The 15,360-nt window shown below is 45.7% G+C and carries 16 protein-coding genes; 8 read left to right on the plus strand and 8 right to left on the minus strand.

Annotation, left to right across the window (positions count from 1 at the left end; translation table 11 throughout):
- Nucleotides 1-171 precede the first annotated feature (171 nt).
- Nucleotides 172-459 carry a site-specific integrase gene (locus G3I67_RS14920; RefSeq protein WP_203583558.1) on the plus strand — a complete coding sequence of 96 codons (288 nt, stop codon included), beginning with the start codon at nucleotides 172-174 and terminating at the stop codon, nucleotides 457-459.
- Between the two features lie 480 nt (nucleotides 460-939).
- Here the strand turns inward: G3I67_RS14920 and G3I67_RS06045 are convergent, their stop codons facing one another.
- Nucleotides 940-1,245: a hypothetical protein gene (locus G3I67_RS06045; protein WP_163652579.1), complete on the minus strand. Its 306-nt coding sequence runs from the start codon at nucleotides 1,243-1,245 to the stop codon at nucleotides 940-942.
- 178 nt (nucleotides 1,246-1,423) lie between these two features.
- On the opposite strand from G3I67_RS06045, the gene G3I67_RS06050 reads away from it, so the two are divergent.
- The gene (locus tag G3I67_RS06050; RefSeq protein WP_163652587.1) at nucleotides 1,424-4,177 is read left to right on the plus strand and encodes an autotransporter outer membrane beta-barrel domain-containing protein; all 2,754 of its coding nucleotides are present in this window, start codon (nucleotides 1,424-1,426) and stop codon (nucleotides 4,175-4,177) included.
- 20 nt (nucleotides 4,178-4,197) lie between these two features.
- Here the strand turns inward: G3I67_RS06050 and G3I67_RS06055 are convergent, their stop codons facing one another.
- From G3I67_RS06055 to G3I67_RS06065, 3 genes are read right to left on the minus strand one after another with little or no spacing between them, the layout of a single operon-like run.
- On the minus strand, nucleotides 4,198-4,824 hold the full coding sequence (locus G3I67_RS06055) for an HAD family hydrolase (RefSeq protein WP_163652589.1): 627 nt from the start codon (nucleotides 4,822-4,824) through the stop codon (nucleotides 4,198-4,200).
- A gap of 19 nt (nucleotides 4,825-4,843) precedes the next feature.
- Nucleotides 4,844-5,299, minus strand: coding sequence for an HIT domain-containing protein (locus tag G3I67_RS06060; RefSeq protein WP_235931722.1), 456 nt, complete (start codon nucleotides 5,297-5,299; stop codon nucleotides 4,844-4,846).
- A gap of 17 nt (nucleotides 5,300-5,316) precedes the next feature.
- The gene (locus tag G3I67_RS06065) at nucleotides 5,317-6,168 is read right to left on the minus strand and encodes a hypothetical protein (protein ID WP_163652591.1); all 852 of its coding nucleotides are present in this window, start codon (nucleotides 6,166-6,168) and stop codon (nucleotides 5,317-5,319) included.
- 551 nt (nucleotides 6,169-6,719) lie between these two features.
- On the opposite strand from G3I67_RS06065, the gene G3I67_RS06070 reads away from it, so the two are divergent.
- Genes G3I67_RS06070 through G3I67_RS06085 form a run of 4 tightly spaced genes read left to right on the plus strand, consistent with a single transcriptional unit; the run spans nucleotide 6,720 to nucleotide 9,705 of the window.
- Nucleotides 6,720-7,124 carry a DUF2946 domain-containing protein gene (locus G3I67_RS06070; RefSeq protein WP_163652592.1) on the plus strand — a complete coding sequence of 135 codons (405 nt, stop codon included), beginning with the start codon at nucleotides 6,720-6,722 and terminating at the stop codon, nucleotides 7,122-7,124.
- 27 nt (nucleotides 7,125-7,151) lie between these two features.
- The gene (locus G3I67_RS06075; protein ID WP_163652595.1) at nucleotides 7,152-7,649 is read left to right on the plus strand and encodes a copper chaperone PCu(A)C; all 498 of its coding nucleotides are present in this window, start codon (nucleotides 7,152-7,154) and stop codon (nucleotides 7,647-7,649) included.
- Nucleotides 7,650-7,664: 15 nt separating this feature from the next.
- Nucleotides 7,665-8,561: an MbnP family copper-binding protein gene (locus G3I67_RS06080; RefSeq protein WP_163652597.1), complete on the plus strand. Its 897-nt coding sequence runs from the start codon at nucleotides 7,665-7,667 to the stop codon at nucleotides 8,559-8,561.
- A 1-nt stretch (nucleotide 8,562) separates the two neighbouring features.
- Nucleotides 8,563-9,705: a methanobactin export MATE transporter MbnM gene (locus G3I67_RS06085; protein ID WP_163652599.1), complete on the plus strand. Its 1,143-nt coding sequence runs from the start codon at nucleotides 8,563-8,565 to the stop codon at nucleotides 9,703-9,705.
- Between the two features lie 173 nt (nucleotides 9,706-9,878).
- Here G3I67_RS06085 and G3I67_RS06090 read toward each other — a convergent pair whose 3' ends face one another.
- The gene (locus G3I67_RS06090; RefSeq protein ID WP_163652142.1) at nucleotides 9,879-10,100 is read right to left on the minus strand and encodes a hypothetical protein; all 222 of its coding nucleotides are present in this window, start codon (nucleotides 10,098-10,100) and stop codon (nucleotides 9,879-9,881) included.
- On the opposite strand from G3I67_RS06090, the gene G3I67_RS06095 reads away from it, so the two are divergent.
- Nucleotides 9,995-11,287 (plus strand): tetratricopeptide repeat protein, encoded by a 1,293-nt coding sequence (locus G3I67_RS06095; RefSeq protein ID WP_375539302.1) that lies wholly within the window; start codon nucleotides 9,995-9,997, stop codon nucleotides 11,285-11,287. The genes G3I67_RS06090 and G3I67_RS06095 overlap by 106 nt on opposite strands.
- 56 nt (nucleotides 11,288-11,343) lie before the next feature.
- On the opposite strand, the gene G3I67_RS06100 is transcribed toward G3I67_RS06095, so the two are convergent.
- The 3 genes from G3I67_RS06100 to G3I67_RS06110 form a co-directional block, all read right to left on the minus strand.
- Nucleotides 11,344-11,811 carry an Lrp/AsnC family transcriptional regulator gene (locus G3I67_RS06100; RefSeq protein WP_163652603.1) on the minus strand — a complete coding sequence of 156 codons (468 nt, stop codon included), beginning with the start codon at nucleotides 11,809-11,811 and terminating at the stop codon, nucleotides 11,344-11,346.
- A gap of 251 nt (nucleotides 11,812-12,062) precedes the next feature.
- Complete coding sequence (locus tag G3I67_RS06105; protein ID WP_235931727.1) at nucleotides 12,063-12,842, minus strand: LamB/YcsF family protein; 780 nt, start codon at nucleotides 12,840-12,842, stop codon at nucleotides 12,063-12,065.
- A gap of 87 nt (nucleotides 12,843-12,929) precedes the next feature.
- Nucleotides 12,930-15,095 carry a cation:dicarboxylate symporter family transporter gene (locus G3I67_RS06110; protein WP_163652605.1) on the minus strand — a complete coding sequence of 722 codons (2,166 nt, stop codon included), beginning with the start codon at nucleotides 15,093-15,095 and terminating at the stop codon, nucleotides 12,930-12,932.
- 117 nt (nucleotides 15,096-15,212) lie between these two features.
- On the opposite strand from G3I67_RS06110, the gene G3I67_RS15135 reads away from it, so the two are divergent.
- The gene (locus tag G3I67_RS15135) at nucleotides 15,213-15,359 is read left to right on the plus strand and encodes a DUF6726 family protein (protein WP_311197054.1); all 147 of its coding nucleotides are present in this window, start codon (nucleotides 15,213-15,215) and stop codon (nucleotides 15,357-15,359) included.
- Nucleotide 15,360 lies beyond the last annotated feature (1 nt).

The following is a 15,360-nucleotide window of genomic DNA, read 5'->3' on the forward strand; positions in this document are numbered from 1 at the left end:
CAAATGGCAAAGAAGCCAAGAGCATCCACATTGATGAATTTCGCGAGTGCTTGGAATCGACTAAGTGAAACTGGTGGGCGATGACTAATTGCCAAACACGCTGCTGTTGGAGTTTTACAGCGATTACACGCGATGCAAAGTGATATTGCTGAGATGGACTTTGAGCAGTTATTGACCAGCAATTGCTCCGAGTTGGCATTTCGTACTAGCGACCTACATCAACCAGCACGATTGGATGGTGCATTTAAGCGATTATTGAGGGATGTCGAATTACTGCGGGATGCGAGTGGTCAGGTGAGAACGCCGTATTCACTCAGACATACTTACGCCACACTGGAACTGCTGAAGAACTCAAGAGACATTCATACACTGGCTAGGCAAATGGGTAACTCTGTGCTGATGATTGAACGTCATTACTCCAAGCTATCGGCAACTATGGCGGCTGAGCGGTTGGCTTGATTGTATTGTTTTGAATGACGGTTTGTGTTCGGTTATGTCCTTTCGAAAGGACATTTACGTGCACGACTAACTCAATGATTGACAGGTTCTACGCCAAGCCCTTGAGTGGGGAAATGAACATCGGGATGCTACAGAGTAGGTGTAGGCGGGCTAAGGGTGGCTTGTGTTAAAGGTGTCGTGTTAAACGACAGCTGATAATGGTGCGAGCGCCTTGTTTCGGGACGCTTAATTATTTATAGAAATTAGGGTGAAGATTTTTAGCAGGCAAACTAATCACCAAATTGCAAATCATTTTTATTTTGTGTATTGAAATCAGAATAAAAGCCCTGTAGATTTATTGGGTATACGCCTTTTGTCATATATTTAATGGTTAAATTATCCTGCATTAATCTAGTAAAAGTGTCATTGTTATTAAAGTTCGCAAAATGAAAAAAATTAAAAACATATCGTTTTATTCGCTGCGATCATTGGTACCTTGATCTATTCGACACAATCGCCAGCACAAGTAAGTTGTCCTATCACACTTGCCGCTAACAGCAGCAACGAGTTGCTAGGATGAGTGGTGATATTAAGTTGTTCTAGTAGAAATTTTTTATATAAAAATTTTACGTACGTCCATAATCCCACTGAAATAAATTTTTGACGTAACCCTAGATCAATGAAAATTTTTTTCAAAATATTTTGGTTTGTAGCGATATCTCTGCAGTTTTTATTTTTATCTGCCCACGCTGCTCCTTGTACATCACCGACGTATGTATCTGTGTCTGGCTCAACCAGTACTATCATCGCAGACTGCACGTCCTTTGTTTGGTCAAGTGGAAATGTCGACACGAACGCTAAGACGATCACCGGCGATGGAACAGCCTATACAGTTAGCGCGCCCACGACTGGATCAATCACGTTAGGCACATTTTCCAACTCGGGCAATATTAATGGGCGAACATCTGGATCGTTCACCGTCGGAATGGCATTTGATCCGGACTCCACCAATGCGTCGGTGAACATCACAAAAATTAACAACTCAGGAACAATCATCGGCAGGTATGGTGTTTACATTGGAAGCCATGTCACGTTGAGTGAGCTGTATAACTCCGGAACAATCGGCCTAAAGTTGGGCGATGTTAATGGTTTGTGGATTTATTCAGGAACAATCACAACCATCAACAACAGCGGCACGATAAAATCTGCCGATGTGGGCCTACTGAACCAAGGCACTATCGGTACTTTAAACAATACCGGAACGATCGACGGGAGTAACTACGGACTTAGCAACGTGGGAACCATCACTACGATCAACAACCTGCAAGGTCGTGGCAATGCAATTGGTCCGATTGTTTACACGGGTCGCCTGCCGACAAATTACAACGTCATCGTGAATTCCACGTCGCAGTTTGGACGATTGCAGGGAGACAGTGCAACCGGTGCGATGACCTTTGGCATTTACTCGGGTGGTGTGACGGGCATTCCGGCCTCGACGTTGACTGTAGGCACTTACACCTCCGTGCTGACAGGACTTGTCGCAAGTAATCTGCGGAACACGTCGGGTACGTACGGTGCCTACAGTTGGGTGCTTGTGAATCCGAGCTTGAATAATTGGAACTTGGTTGTAAGTTTGAATAGTAACGGCGGTGGCGGTGGATCTAGCGATGGCTCAAGCAGCAACACAACCACGCCGACAACAACAAACATTACCAGTGGCACAAGCTTTGGATTAAATAGCATTGGCGTGACAGCAAATCCTGTGCTGGCAGGTGGCACGATCGTTTTGACAAAGGGCGAACGCTCAAGTCAGGCACTGTCCATTCTCAGTGCAGGTGGAACGATTTCAGCGCCAACAACTGGAGCCGCACAGCTTTTAGGTACATTGTCTGGCTCAGGTAGATTGACCTTCAATGGTTCAGGTATGACCGTACTGTCAGGTTCCAATACTTATACTGGTGGCACGGCAGTGGAGTCTGGCACGCTTTCATTACTTGGTGGCACTTTAGGTTCGGGTGATGTGTATGTGGCACCTGGCGCACAGCTGGTGGGTACGGGCAGCATTGCTGGCCCCATCACAGTAGCTGGTTTGATTAAACCCGGTAATTCGCCGGGCTACCTCGCCGCGAACGCAAGCGTCACAATGAACTCAGGCTCAACGTATCAGCAGGATATTGCAGGTACTATTCAAGCCAGTCAGGTTTCCCCCGTGGGTGCCACAGGCTACTACTCATTTATGAACGTCACGGGCGGTCAGTTCATTATCAATTCAGGCGCAACCTTAAAGCCCGCACTTTCAAACTTGTTCAACGAGTCAGAGTCAGGATACGGCAGCACGCCTTACACTCCTGTACTGGGTGACCGCTTCCGTATCGTCACAGCCGATGGTGGTATCTCGGGCAAGTTCGCAACCGTGACACAGCCCGCAGAGCTCACCGCTGGAACGCAGTTCCTGACGTTCTACAACATGAATGGTAGCAACAGCATTGATTTGGCATTGATACCGACTTCTTACAACACAACGATTGGGACCTTATCAGGTAATAAAAACGCACAGTCGGTAGGTGGTGCGTTAGACAAGATGGTGGTGGCATCACAAGCTGGAACTTCTACCGCAGCACAAGACCAGTTGTTGTATGCGACGTCAGGCCAGAGCGCATCAACACTCTCATCCTACGCTCAAGGTTTAGCAGGTGAAGTGTATGCAGCGGCAGTGGCGACCATCGCACAAATCACGCAACGTGTTCAGCAATCGGTATTGAATCGCCTGGGCGACACGATGGGCATCGGTTTGCCCAGCTCAATGACTAATTCCACAGGCAACACCGATCTGATGGCCAACACGCAGGCCACAATGTCGGGTGGTGTGGCTACCGCCGCAGTCAGTACCAACCCAAACGCAGAAGCCAAGTCGTTTAATAACGGTAACATCTGGGGTGATATGGCATACCAGAAGGCCAATCGCTCAAGCGATGAATACTCGGGCGGATGGAACAGCAATCTGTATCAACTGGTTTTCGGATCAGATTTTCAAACCGAGAGCGGGGCCACTATTGGTGGCGGTTTAGCGCTTTCCAATACCAATCTGAGCCCAACGTATGGATCAGCCACGATTCAGCAGGGATCAATCTTTGCCTACGGCAAGATGCCCGTACAAGAGTTTGTTGTTGATGGAATGGCAAGCATCGGCTTGAACTCAAGCGACATCTCACGTAGTGATGTGACGGGACTTAGCAACGGCTATAGAAACAAGTCCGTGACGGGCAATGACGCAATGATTAGCCTTGGGTTAAGCCGCCCTTTCGACGTCAATAACATCCGCATCACACCGTTCGCCCGTGTGACATGGCAAATTATTTCGCAGGCAGGTGTTAATGAAGGTGAAACTGCATCGGCAATTAGCGTCAAGGGTTTTACTGGTAATGGTGTACGCGGTATGTTGGGAATCGCAGCGGGCTCGAAAGCGAATAATCCGATGACTGAGCAATTTACCTACCGTGCTTATGTAGGTGTTGGTGCTGACTCATCTGGAGTACTGAATCCGACACTGAATGCTTCCCTGGCAGGTATGGGCACCAACATCACCACACCTAACGCAGGAGCAACATTTGTTCAGGCCGGTTTGTATGGCACTGCGAAGATTGCGGATAATGTTTATGCGTATGCTGGATTGTCAGGTGAAGCCCGTAGCGGACAGACGCTGGGTGTGATCAACGCAGGTATACGGTTTCAGTTCTGATCTAAGTGATCTGTAGTGATCTATGCCCCAATACCGAACTGCGAAAGAATAATGCTTAATGCATCTTGACCTGCTTCATGCGATGCGGTGAATACCGCGGCATTCAACCCTGTCACCCGTGCTGCCATCACACTGGATTCCTGATCATCAATAAACAAGATGCTGCTTGGGGACACCCCCAATTTGGTGATGATCGATTGGAAATATCTTTCATCAGGCTTAACAAAGCCGATGTCGCAAGAATAGAACTCCCTGTCGAAACACTTTGAATATCCTAAGGTTTCAGACATGAATCGCGCTCGATATGCTTGCTGATTGCTGGCAAGACAACACTGGATTCCGGCTGATCGCAATGCACCTATCATTGCGAGGATAGATTCGTTTGGTTTTATTTGCGTTGATATCTTTAATACTTGGTCCGCATCTTGCGAGAGATTCCAACGTTTGAGTAAATCAATGAGATCATTTTGGAAATCAGATCCACCGGCTAATGACGATCGCTCGGCAAAAAAAATATCAAGAAAAAACTGATCCGCCTCATGCATTCGAGGGCCAAGCAATTTACTGAATGCCTGTTTGTAATCAACTCCGGGATATTGCAGAACACCATCTGCATCAAACAAGATCGTGGAAATTTTTTGACTCATGATGCGCGATCAGCCTATATCACCAGAATGGGGCTTTTAACTGCCTGCCGCCAAGAAGATGGATATGGAGGTGATATACCGTTTGCAGCCCTTGAGGATTTGTATTGATCACCAAACGAAAACCCGAGTCGGCAATCCCGTGCTGCGCAGCCGTTTCCTTTGCCAACTGGATCATTTCAGCTATCAAGTCCTGCGGCGCATCTAATATGGAGATTATTCTTACTTTTGGAATAACGAGAAAATGAATGGGAGCGCGAGGCTTTTTATCTCGAATGACAAAAGCACGCTCTGACTCATTGATATAACCACTTTCAAGATTTTCAATAAAAGGACTTGGTCTTTTAATTGCTAAATCCCTGTGCGTGTAAAACTTGGGCTCTCGAATTCGAAACATAATTGATTTTATTGGTAACGCGAATTCACCAATAATCAATCCGAGAAGAAAAAATAACCCGCAATAGTAAAGAATTTCCAAAACTCGAATCCAATATTTTATTGTTGAACAATGACCGAATTCTCTTCCATGTTCGGTAAAGTTACCACTTTTCTATTCGAATATAGGTTTGATTTAGGTTTTTCCTCGGCATCAGCTAAATAAATAATTTCCGGTAAGTTGCCGGGCTTGCCGGTGGAGTCCAATCTACTGGTCCACATTTCTTCAAATCGCTTTTCCGCTGGAATACGCTTGATATGCTCAAGCTCTTTCTCGGCATGCGACTTGTAGATAGAGTGCTCAAAAAACCGGGTAATAGGTGCTAATGCGAATCGCCTAAGTTGCTGAGGAGCGGAAAGAAAATAAAAATCCGGTAATTTCTGACCCTCGTAATTGAGATTTAATCCGATAAACGGACGATAGTTTGAACCAATTTGAATCCATTTCAATTCAGCGTCAGAGTCAATATGCGCAATTATTTTCTTAGGATTCAATTGTTTGATATTCGTGAACTCAATCGATGATCCCAAGGGAAAAGTGACCTCTTCAAGGCTATCAGGTTGCACCTTTGCATGACGTGTTTTGATGACAGTCCAAATAACAATTGGGGCATGCTCAACGACGACAAATGCAAAACGGCATGCACCAACAAATGTATTAGTCGTTGTAATTGTATTTACGTTTAATCCTCCATCTCCGATTCCGTTGTAGATTGAGGTGGAACCATTGCGGCATGAAGCCACCCGATACACTTCACCACTGTAGTCGGGTAATTTATTTATCCCGGATTGCATTGCCGCAATCCGCACAAGCGTCTTTTTAAGTATGCGGCTATTGAACTGATGAAATTCTCTATGCATTAGGAGTTTGTTGTAAACGGTATATTCACCACCATTTACAAAAGTGAACATGGCTTTTTTTTCTAATGTACTTAACTCACGATGGTTTGTTTCACTCAGCCGAAATGAATTGTTTGATATGTGGTTGATAAATTCAGATACTGAGTAAATTCGATTATTCAGAACAACTTGCCATCGACCGTCAGAAGCTTCTTTTATTTGTATTTTTTCTATTGAACTTATCAATCCAACACTCCCAACATTTTATTAATCACATACCTTCCGATGGCGGTGGGGCTAGGTAAATAATCAAAGATGTACGCCAATCGATAGTACGCCATATTTTTATCAAAAATGCTAATTATTTTTTTATGACAATGCGCGCAGTTAAGTATTTTTTTGCTAATAATTGGCCTCTGAGAGATACGATTTATTGATGCATACCTTGGCAATTGTCGAGGTCATGGGTAGAACCCTAAATTGATAAAAAAGATAATCACTTAACAAAAGTTATCACTCGAAAAATACACATGACAATTTCCATGCATCATGCATTCGCATCAAAATTCAAAAATTCTTAGCCAATTGCCATTCAATTTAAAAATCTCATCTAAAATGCAGTCGTGACTACTCAACACTCCAACCTGCGTAGATTGACTGCATGGATCGCCACGCTTGCGATCTTGTTTGGCGTTTTTTCGCCAACTGTTAGTCACGCGTTGGCGAAGTCATCCGGGCAAGATGGGCAATATCTTGCTGTTTGTACATCAACTGGAATTCAGTACGTCAAGCTGGACCTGGATAACTCGGACGGCCAACCGGTTGATGTGCATCGGGTGCAATCAGAGTGTGCTTGGTGCTTTTCCACCTTGCATGCCATCGGAATACCGGCAGTTGAGCACCCTCATGATTTCTTTATTCCAGGCAAATCGGTTACTCACAGCCTGGACATCGCTTCGCCAGATCGGCGTTTTTCCTGGCCCCCCTCCCTCGCGCGCGCTCCCCCTTCTCAATCTGAATTGAACTGATTTTTTCAATTCTTATTCGAGGAAAACATGCTTGCACCTACACACTTGAGGTGGTGCATGCGCTTGGTTGCCTTTGCTTTGCTTGTACCCGGTTTAGTCCGGGCACACGACTACAAGCTGGGGGAACTGCGCATGGATCATCCCTATGCCCTGATCAAATCGGAACCAACCACCAGGCTGGAAGTTTATTTTCGTGCTTTCAAAAATGAAGGTGGTCAGTCTGATCGTCTGAAGTCCGTAAGAACACCGGTGGCTTCTCAAGCCACTATCAGAACAGAGACTCACTCGGAAGACCACGAAATCACCTGGGTACCTATCCATAGCCTGGAAATTCCAGCCAAAGGACAAGTAGCGATGCGTCACGATGCACCCTACGGCTATCAGGTACTACTCACCGAACTCATCCGACCTGTGAAGCTTGGCGACCGATTTCCCCTTTTGCTGAACTTTGAAAAGTCTGGCGAAAAAGAAGTCATGGTTTGGATTCAGGCCCCCAGAAACAACTCATCAATACACAAACATTAATCCAAGGAGTTCTATATGACTCTCGTCAAAAAACTTATCAAACGTAGTCTACGCACGACATTGATTGCAACGACAACCCTTGTCATCCCTGTTTTTGCACAAACTCAGGAAGTCATCATTCAATTTGCGGCAAACGTGAATGGACAACCTTTTGAATGTGGCAAAAGCTACCCGGACATCGGCACAACCCGCTCAGTCATCACGCCGAGTGATTTTCGCATGTACGTGAGCGATATACGTCTGATCAATCGCCAAGGCCAGGCTGTGAAAGTTGATCTTCAGCAGGATAAAGTCTGGCAACTGGAGGACATTGCCCTTCTCGACTTTGAGAACGCTCAGGGACCTTGCCGCAATGGAACGCCAGCACTGAACAAGACTGTACGAGGTCGTATTACGTCTGGCCAATATGAAGGCATACGCTTCACTTTGGGCGTACCTTTCGCCCGTAACCACGGTGATCCCACCACCGCACCTGCCCCCCTAAGCAGCACAGCCATGTTCTGGAACTGGCAAGGCGGATACAAGTTCCTTAAATTCGACACCACAACCTCCGGACAGAAAACCACTTCAGCCCCACCCGGGCAACATGGTGGCGGTAATGCCTCGGGATTCTCGGTTCACTTGGGTAGCACGGGCTGTGCGTCTGCATCCAAGACAACCGCCGCCACTTCTTGTCAAAATCCCAACAGGGTTAGTGTCGAATTAACTCCTTTTGATGTCAGCAAAAATGTAGTTATTGCCGACATCGCACCTATCCTGGCCGGATCGGATGTAGACACCAACACAGCAGGAACCTCACCTGGATGCATGAGCTTTTTAGGTGATGCGGACTGTGTGCCGGTCATGCAGGCGTTAGGATTGCCATACATGGAACACAAGGCAAATCCGCAGCAACTTTTTAAAGTGAAGTGAAATGGGACGCCAGCAAATGATCGGTTGTCTGCTGGCGAGCCTGTTGTGGCTCGTCAGTGGATTGAGTATGGCAGAAGAAAATTCTTCGGCGAAATACAAGTGGGATTTGCCGGATTGGGTACCTCGTCCAATCGTACCGGCAGACAATCCCATGACTCGGGAAAAGGTGGAGCTAGGACGCCATCTTTTTTATGACAAGCGTTTATCCGCTAATGGATCGATGGCTTGTGCGACATGTCACCTTCAGAGTCACGCTTTCACGGATGGCCGAGCAATGTCGCCAGGCGTGACTGGCCAGCCTGGTAGCCGCAGCGCCATGTCATTAGTCAACGTGGCCTACTTGCCTGTGTTGACCTGGATGAATCCATTACTCGATACATTGGAGTTACAAGCGCTGATTCCCTTGTTTGGCGAACATCCAGTAGAAATGGGTCTGACCGGTCGAGAACAGGATATCTTCAAAATGTTCAGCCAGGATGCCCGTTACGCTGAATTATTTAAAAAAGCATTTCCCAATGAAGCCAACCAAGGCGCAGAGTCCCTTTACTCACTTTCCACGCTCACCAAGGCTTTAGCCTCTTTCGAGCGCACATTACTGTCCTTTAACTCTCCTTACGATCACTATAAATACGGCAACCAACCGGAGGCAATCAGCGAATCAGCAAAACGCGGTGAAGCACTGTTTTTTGGCGAAAAAATGGAGTGTTACCACTGCCATGGTGGACTAAACTTGACCGACAACGTCAAGCACGAGAGACTACCATTTCCAGAACTAGGATTTCACAATACGGGGCTTTACAACATCGATGGAAAAGGCTCCTATCCGGTCAAGAACCCTGGCATCATTGAGATCACAACGGACAAAGCCGACAAGGGAAAATTTCGCACTCCAGGCTTGAGAAACGTTGAAGTCACTGCCCCTTATATGCACGATGGTTCAATCAAGACACTTGAGCAAGTCATTCGTGGTCATTACGCCAATGCGGGTCGAGCCGGCGCTAAAGGCAAGGCTAATCCTTTGCGTAGCGAATTCCTTGTGGGATTCGAGGTTGACGAGCAGGAGGTGCAAGACCTGATTGCGTTTCTGAATTCGTTGACCGATCGTGCTTTTTTGACCAGCAAAGATTTTTCAGATCCTTGGTAAAAAATATTTTCAAAAATTAAAATCAATCAAAATTCGGAACATTACGATTTGGTCATAAACGAAAACATAGCAGTATTTTTCCTTAAACGCGCAATAGAATCGTCCCTCGTAAAAATTGAAAGCGTGGCGTCAATCCAGAGGAATGATCTTGAATGCTATCCCGGACCAAACATTCAAAACTGCAGCCTTATGCTACGGCGATGGTAATCGTGCAAAAGCAAAAGAAATTTGCCTAGTGATTCCGAAGTCTTGCGCGGACTTTGCAAAAGCCCGATATCTGCTTGGATTGATATCGCAAGATGAAGGAGATCATCAAGAGGCGATCTCCTATTTAATACAAGCAAATCAAGCGAATCCTGCAAACACTCAAATTCTTTTTCAGCTTGCAGTTTCATGCAATCGCATGGATATGCAAACGCAAGCAATTGACTACTACCAGCAACTCCTATCGATCAACCCCCACCAAATCGAAGGGTTGTGCAACCTGGGTAACTTATTCCAAAAAAACAACCAGACTCTAAAAGCAATCGACTGCTATAACCGTGCCATCGCATTGAACCCAACAATTGCACAAATTCATTACAACCTTGGTGTCTGCTATCAAGCAAACTTTCAACCAGAGAAGGCAATTTCAAGCTTTCGGACGGTTTTACGTTTGGATAACAAACACGCAGTGGCTCTCAATAATCTTGGTGTATCGCTGACCGAACTTGGAATGATAGGCGAAGCGATTTCTTGTTTGCGAAAAGCGCAAAAAATCGACTCAACCTATGCTGATCCTTTATTCAATCTGCATGCAATTCTCTTGAACCCTGAAGACTTAACGGAATCGATACATTGCCTCGAAATGGCTTTGCAGCTGGAGCCAGCAAATCAAAGCTATCGATTTTTTCTTGGCTTGTTGCATGATTATCGAGGTGATAGTGCAATAGCGAAGCGATACTTTGAAATCGAACAGACAACCAAGGCGTTTCAAGCCGACCTCACGGCATGGCAATTCATTAAGCAATTTCAAAAAAATCTGCCAGTCATTCACGGACATGCCTCGCAAGTACTTAAATATGCATTGCAACACGCTGTAGTCCAAGGGCTCGTACTTGAATTTGGTGTTTTTAACGGTAAGTCCATCCGAATGATTGCCGATCTTGTAGAGGGGCCGGTACATGGCTTCGATAGTTTTGAGGGTATCCCTGAAGACTGGAATCACGAAAAAGCAGGAAGCTACTCAACTCATCAAGCCCTTCCCGACGTGCCTGGCAATGTTTCTTTGCATCCTGGATGGTTCCATGAGTCGATTCCGGAATTCATCAAAAAAGAATCCTCTGCGATTCGATTTATGAACATCGATTGTGATTTATATAGCTCAACTAAAATTGTTCTATCTTTAATGGCAGCCCAAGTCGTTGCCGGTACCGTCATCGTTTTTGATGAATATATCGGCAATACATCCTGGAAAGAAGATGAACACAAAGCCTTTCAAGAAGTTGCAACGCAGCACAACTGGGCATACAAACTGCTGAACTTCAGTTTTATGACAAAACAACTCGTCGTTCTGATCGAATCAGTCGCCACGTTTCTTTAGTCTCGGAAAATAAGTGCAAAAGAAGTCAGTCGCTTCGATCAAAAATTCAAGCCACATCAGGGAACAACAGAATGAGTTCGCTTCAGACATCTCAGTGCGAACGTAGAACGACTATGTCGAATGCCCGGTATCTTATAAAGCTTTTCACGTAAAAACTTTTCATATCCGGCGGTTCCAGATATAGCTACCTTGATCAGATAATCATATTCGCCCGTCAGTAAATAGGCCTCGATCACTTCAGGCAACTCAGCCAACGCTTCACCAAATCGTCTGAAGATTTCGTCATCATGTCGTTCAAGCGTCACTTCGATAATGACGGTATCCGGCAAACCTAATGCTTGCTGATCAAGAATAGCAACATAGTTCATGATCACCCCGGATTCCTCCAATGCTTTCACACGGTTCCAACACGGAGTAGGAGACAAATTAACCTGTTCTGACAGCGCTTGATTACTTATCCGACCATCTGTAGCAAGAACACGTAGAATTTTCCGGTCGACTTCATCTAAACGACCATCTTTCATTGAAATATCCTTACAAAATCAATTCATTAGGAAGAACTTCCTGATAAATAAATATTATAAAGGTAAATATTCTTCAAAATAGCCTTTTCATTAGATAAAAAAGAAACACATTCTGCTCTTATCTAGATAAGATATCTACATACTCACAAGGTATAAAACAGCTTGTAATCATGCCCTCTTGACCACAGAAGGTATGCAAGCCAAAGCGATCAACACCACTTGATTAGGGCGACTTGAGGCTAGGCAACCGGCTAAGAACTAAAATTTTTGATTTGAATACCTGCCGCCTCAAGCGTCTTGCGCACCTGGACAGCCATGCCAACTGCTCCGGGAGTATCGCTGTGTAAACAAATTGAATCAATAGGCGTGTCAAGATAAGCACCACTGCGGGTCTCGATTGCCCCTTTGCTCACCATGCGCAACACCCGCTGCGCACACTGATCGGGGTCGTGAAGAACAGCTCCTTTTTCTGAGCGTGGTACCAAAAAGCCTTCTTCCGTATATGCCCGATCGGCATATATTTCGTGGTAAGCCTTCAAGCCCATGTCCAGGCTGACGTTTAGCAGTGCACTGCGAGCAATACCTAGTATTGACAGACCCGGATCGACGGCACGAACTGCACGCGCAACGGCCTTGGCGACATCCACATCGGCTTGACCCTGATTGCCCAAAGCACCATGCGTCTTCACGTAAGTCAGTTTGTGACCTGCGTAGGTTGCCAGGGCTTGTGCCGCACCAATCTGATACGCAACCAGTCTTTCTATTTGAGCAAGAGAATGGGGAATGATTCGACGGCCAAAGCCAGCCCTGTCGTTATAGCCGGGATGTGCCCCGATAGAGACGCCACGCTCTTTTGCCAACTCGAATGTTTTAACCATGATATCCGGATCACCGGCATGGAAACCACAGGCGACGTTGGCTGAACTCACGATGGCGAGTATCCCGGCATCGTCACCCATTTTGTAATCACCGAACCCCTCACCCATATCGGAGTTCAGATCAACACGAGTCATTTTGGATGTATTGGACATGATGAACAGTTCGGCTTGTTGATTAAAGTCGGAATCGGATCAAGTCAATTTACATCAAAAAGACTGTCGAACCAATTCATCTCGGTATCACCAACCTAAAACATCCTCTTTGATCGACCAGCGTCTGACCCTTTTATTCACATCCTTACCAAGCACCCAATGCGCATAGGCTCGATCAATCGCACCATTTGCCTGAACGATAGACAGCCAGTAGTTGATGTAGTTCGACAACCCCTCATTTAAGCGATGCGTTGCGATGCCGACAGGCAATCTGAGCAGCGTAGGCTGCGGAACAACCACCGAAAATCCGGGATTCAAAATCGACCAGGCTGAAGCGCTCGAAGCAAGCATGAACATTCCGTCAAGATCAGGGTATTTGTTATCGAAATAATCGCCAATTGATTTGATCTCCACGAATTCAACCTGCACACCTTTTAGACGGCCTTTGAATAATTGCGCGATTCCCATGTCATCTGTAGATAAACCGACTTTGAGATATCCTCGTTCACGAATTTGCGCAACAGATTTGAATTTGTATAGATCTTCATCCTTAACGACCAAGCCAATCACTGTATCGAAATATGATTTGGAATACCTTAAGTCTTCGAACGAATTCATATCGTAGGGCATGCTCATCATGACATCTATACGGCCTTGGACAAGCGCCGAATTCACTTGACCTGAGCTCACCTGAACGAACTCTAGTGCACTGACGTTTAACGCTTTAGCCAGGTCATTTGCCAACTCGACATCCATACCGACAAGTTGATTATTCGTATTTGTGAACGTAAATGGGAACCGATTTTCGATGTATCCGACACGAAGGGCGCCTCTGGCACGAATTTGTTCCAAAGTACTCACACCTGCGGAAGATTCAGGCGGCAACTCTTTGGTAACGATGACAGGCAAAGATTCTTTCAATGTCATTGAGCGTAATGACTCATCCTTGGTGTAATCATCGCTCACCACAAAAGGAAGGATGGTTCGCAGAATAAAAAATGACGAAACACAGGCAAAGGCAATAATCGCCAAGCAACGCAATAACCTACCCGGACTGAAATGCAAATGTCCCGTCATCGCCATGATGCCCAAAATATTAAAAGACAGAAGTGACATGGCGGATGTCATCGCACCAAAATTAGACGTGACGACACCGGATGAAATGAAAATATTGAGATAGCTTTGTTTGACTCCCAACATATCAAATAAACCCGGCATCACAACTTGCGCACTGGCAAAGACGGAAAACAAGCCAACAATCAGCATTTCCGCATAATCTGACTGAAGAAAATACTCACCTCCTGACCAAGCCGCAAACGGCACGAATATCAACACCAAAAGCTTGCCGGGATTCGGAAATGTCAAAACCGTTGGAGACAGGGCCTGAACAGTGGATGTCGCATCCTGACAAAACATATCCTTCTGACGCATCAAATGATTCAGTTGCTCGCTCATGAGCGGCATGGCCATGAAAGGATTAGAAGTGAAAAATGCAAGCACAAGCCCGTCCTTACCGGATCGCATCAACTCGCGATAACTGACAGGTGTTATGTGGGTCACAATAATTGGCAACAGGATAAAAATCAGCAAACCTGCTAAAAAATAATATGAAACAAAATAAACCAGTAAATGCTGGAAATCTTCCGTGGATATCGTGCCTGCGGTGATAGCCGTGATTGCAAAAACACCGATTGGCGAAAACTTGATCACAAGCAACATCACTCTAAGCATTGCAGTGGCAAGAAGTTGTAGATTCTCGATCAATACGCTTTTGTTGGCGATTCCAATTAACGAAACTCCGATAGCAAGACTGAATATCACTACAGCGGGGATCACCGCATTGGTCATCGAACTAAACGGGTTGACGGGAATGAACATATTCAGAAGATCAAGTTTTTTGGGGGCCTCGATAAGTTCATAACTGAAAAACGATGCGTTTTGCATCTTAGGAAATGTCAGCGGCAGAAAATAGAGCAACACTAACGTTAGGATCCAAAAAGAGATCATGAGTATCAATCCATAGCGTGTCAGCCGGATTGCACCCTGGACAGATAACTGTCCGATGCTAATCATCAGGGATAACATCAGATAAGGAACGACCATCATCTGAAACGAATTCAGATAAATATCTGAAATCGGTTTTAAATGTGCAGTGGATTCGCCAAAAAAGATTCCCGTTAATACGCCTGCAACCATTCCGAAGAGAATGCGTTGAGTCAGGCTCGTTTCCAGCAACCAATTTTTGAGTTTCATGTTTGTTATTAGTTCGATGAGCAATCTCGCCGACTAAGGCGATTGAGCGTTAAAATCCTGATTATTTGCAATTGATACCATAATTACGTGAAAAACCACGTTGCAAAACCAATATTGATGATTATGCTTTGCGCAATATTAAGCGGATGCGGCGTTGCAGCGGCACCTTGTCGTGTTGCTTCAGCGGTTTTAAAAATGGTTCCGGTCGTGGGTCATGCCGCAGCGGTGCCAACTGACGGATGCGCGGCAGCGATCGATCCCTAGC

It is taken from the genome of Sheuella amnicola (assembly GCF_010499255.1).
In the GTDB taxonomy this organism is placed as follows: domain Bacteria; phylum Pseudomonadota; class Gammaproteobacteria; order Burkholderiales; family Burkholderiaceae_B; genus Zwartia; species Zwartia amnicola.

Excerpts from the sequence above, each read along its gene's own strand:
- G3I67_RS06045 (WP_163652579.1), bottom strand. The coding sequence starts at position 1,245 with ATGATAGTACTGGTTGAGCCAGACACAGATACATACGTCGGTGATGTA.
- G3I67_RS06050 (WP_163652587.1), top strand. The coding sequence starts at position 1,424 with ATGGCATTTGATCCGGACTCCACCAATGCGTCGGTGAACATCACAAAA.
- G3I67_RS06055 (WP_163652589.1), bottom strand. The coding sequence starts at position 4,824 with ATGAGTCAAAAAATTTCCACGATCTTGTTTGATGCAGATGGTGTTCTG.
- G3I67_RS06065 (WP_163652591.1), bottom strand. The coding sequence starts at position 6,168 with ATGTTCACTTTTGTAAATGGTGGTGAATATACCGTTTACAACAAACTC.
- G3I67_RS06075 (WP_163652595.1), top strand. The coding sequence starts at position 7,152 with ATGCTTGCACCTACACACTTGAGGTGGTGCATGCGCTTGGTTGCCTTT.
- G3I67_RS06080 (WP_163652597.1), top strand. The coding sequence starts at position 7,665 with ATGACTCTCGTCAAAAAACTTATCAAACGTAGTCTACGCACGACATTG.
- G3I67_RS06085 (WP_163652599.1), top strand. The coding sequence starts at position 8,563 with ATGGGACGCCAGCAAATGATCGGTTGTCTGCTGGCGAGCCTGTTGTGG.
- G3I67_RS06090 (WP_163652142.1), bottom strand. The coding sequence starts at position 10,100 with ATGAAACTGCAAGCTGAAAAAGAATTTGAGTGTTTGCAGGATTCGCTT.
- G3I67_RS06100 (WP_163652603.1), bottom strand. The coding sequence starts at position 11,811 with ATGAAAGATGGTCGTTTAGATGAAGTCGACCGGAAAATTCTACGTGTT.
- G3I67_RS06105 (WP_235931727.1), bottom strand. The coding sequence starts at position 12,842 with ATGTCCAATACATCCAAAATGACTCGTGTTGATCTGAACTCCGATATG.
- G3I67_RS06110 (WP_163652605.1), bottom strand. The coding sequence starts at position 15,095 with ATGAAACTCAAAAATTGGTTGCTGGAAACGAGCCTGACTCAACGCATT.
- G3I67_RS15135 (WP_311197054.1), top strand. The coding sequence starts at position 15,213 with ATGATTATGCTTTGCGCAATATTAAGCGGATGCGGCGTTGCAGCGGCA.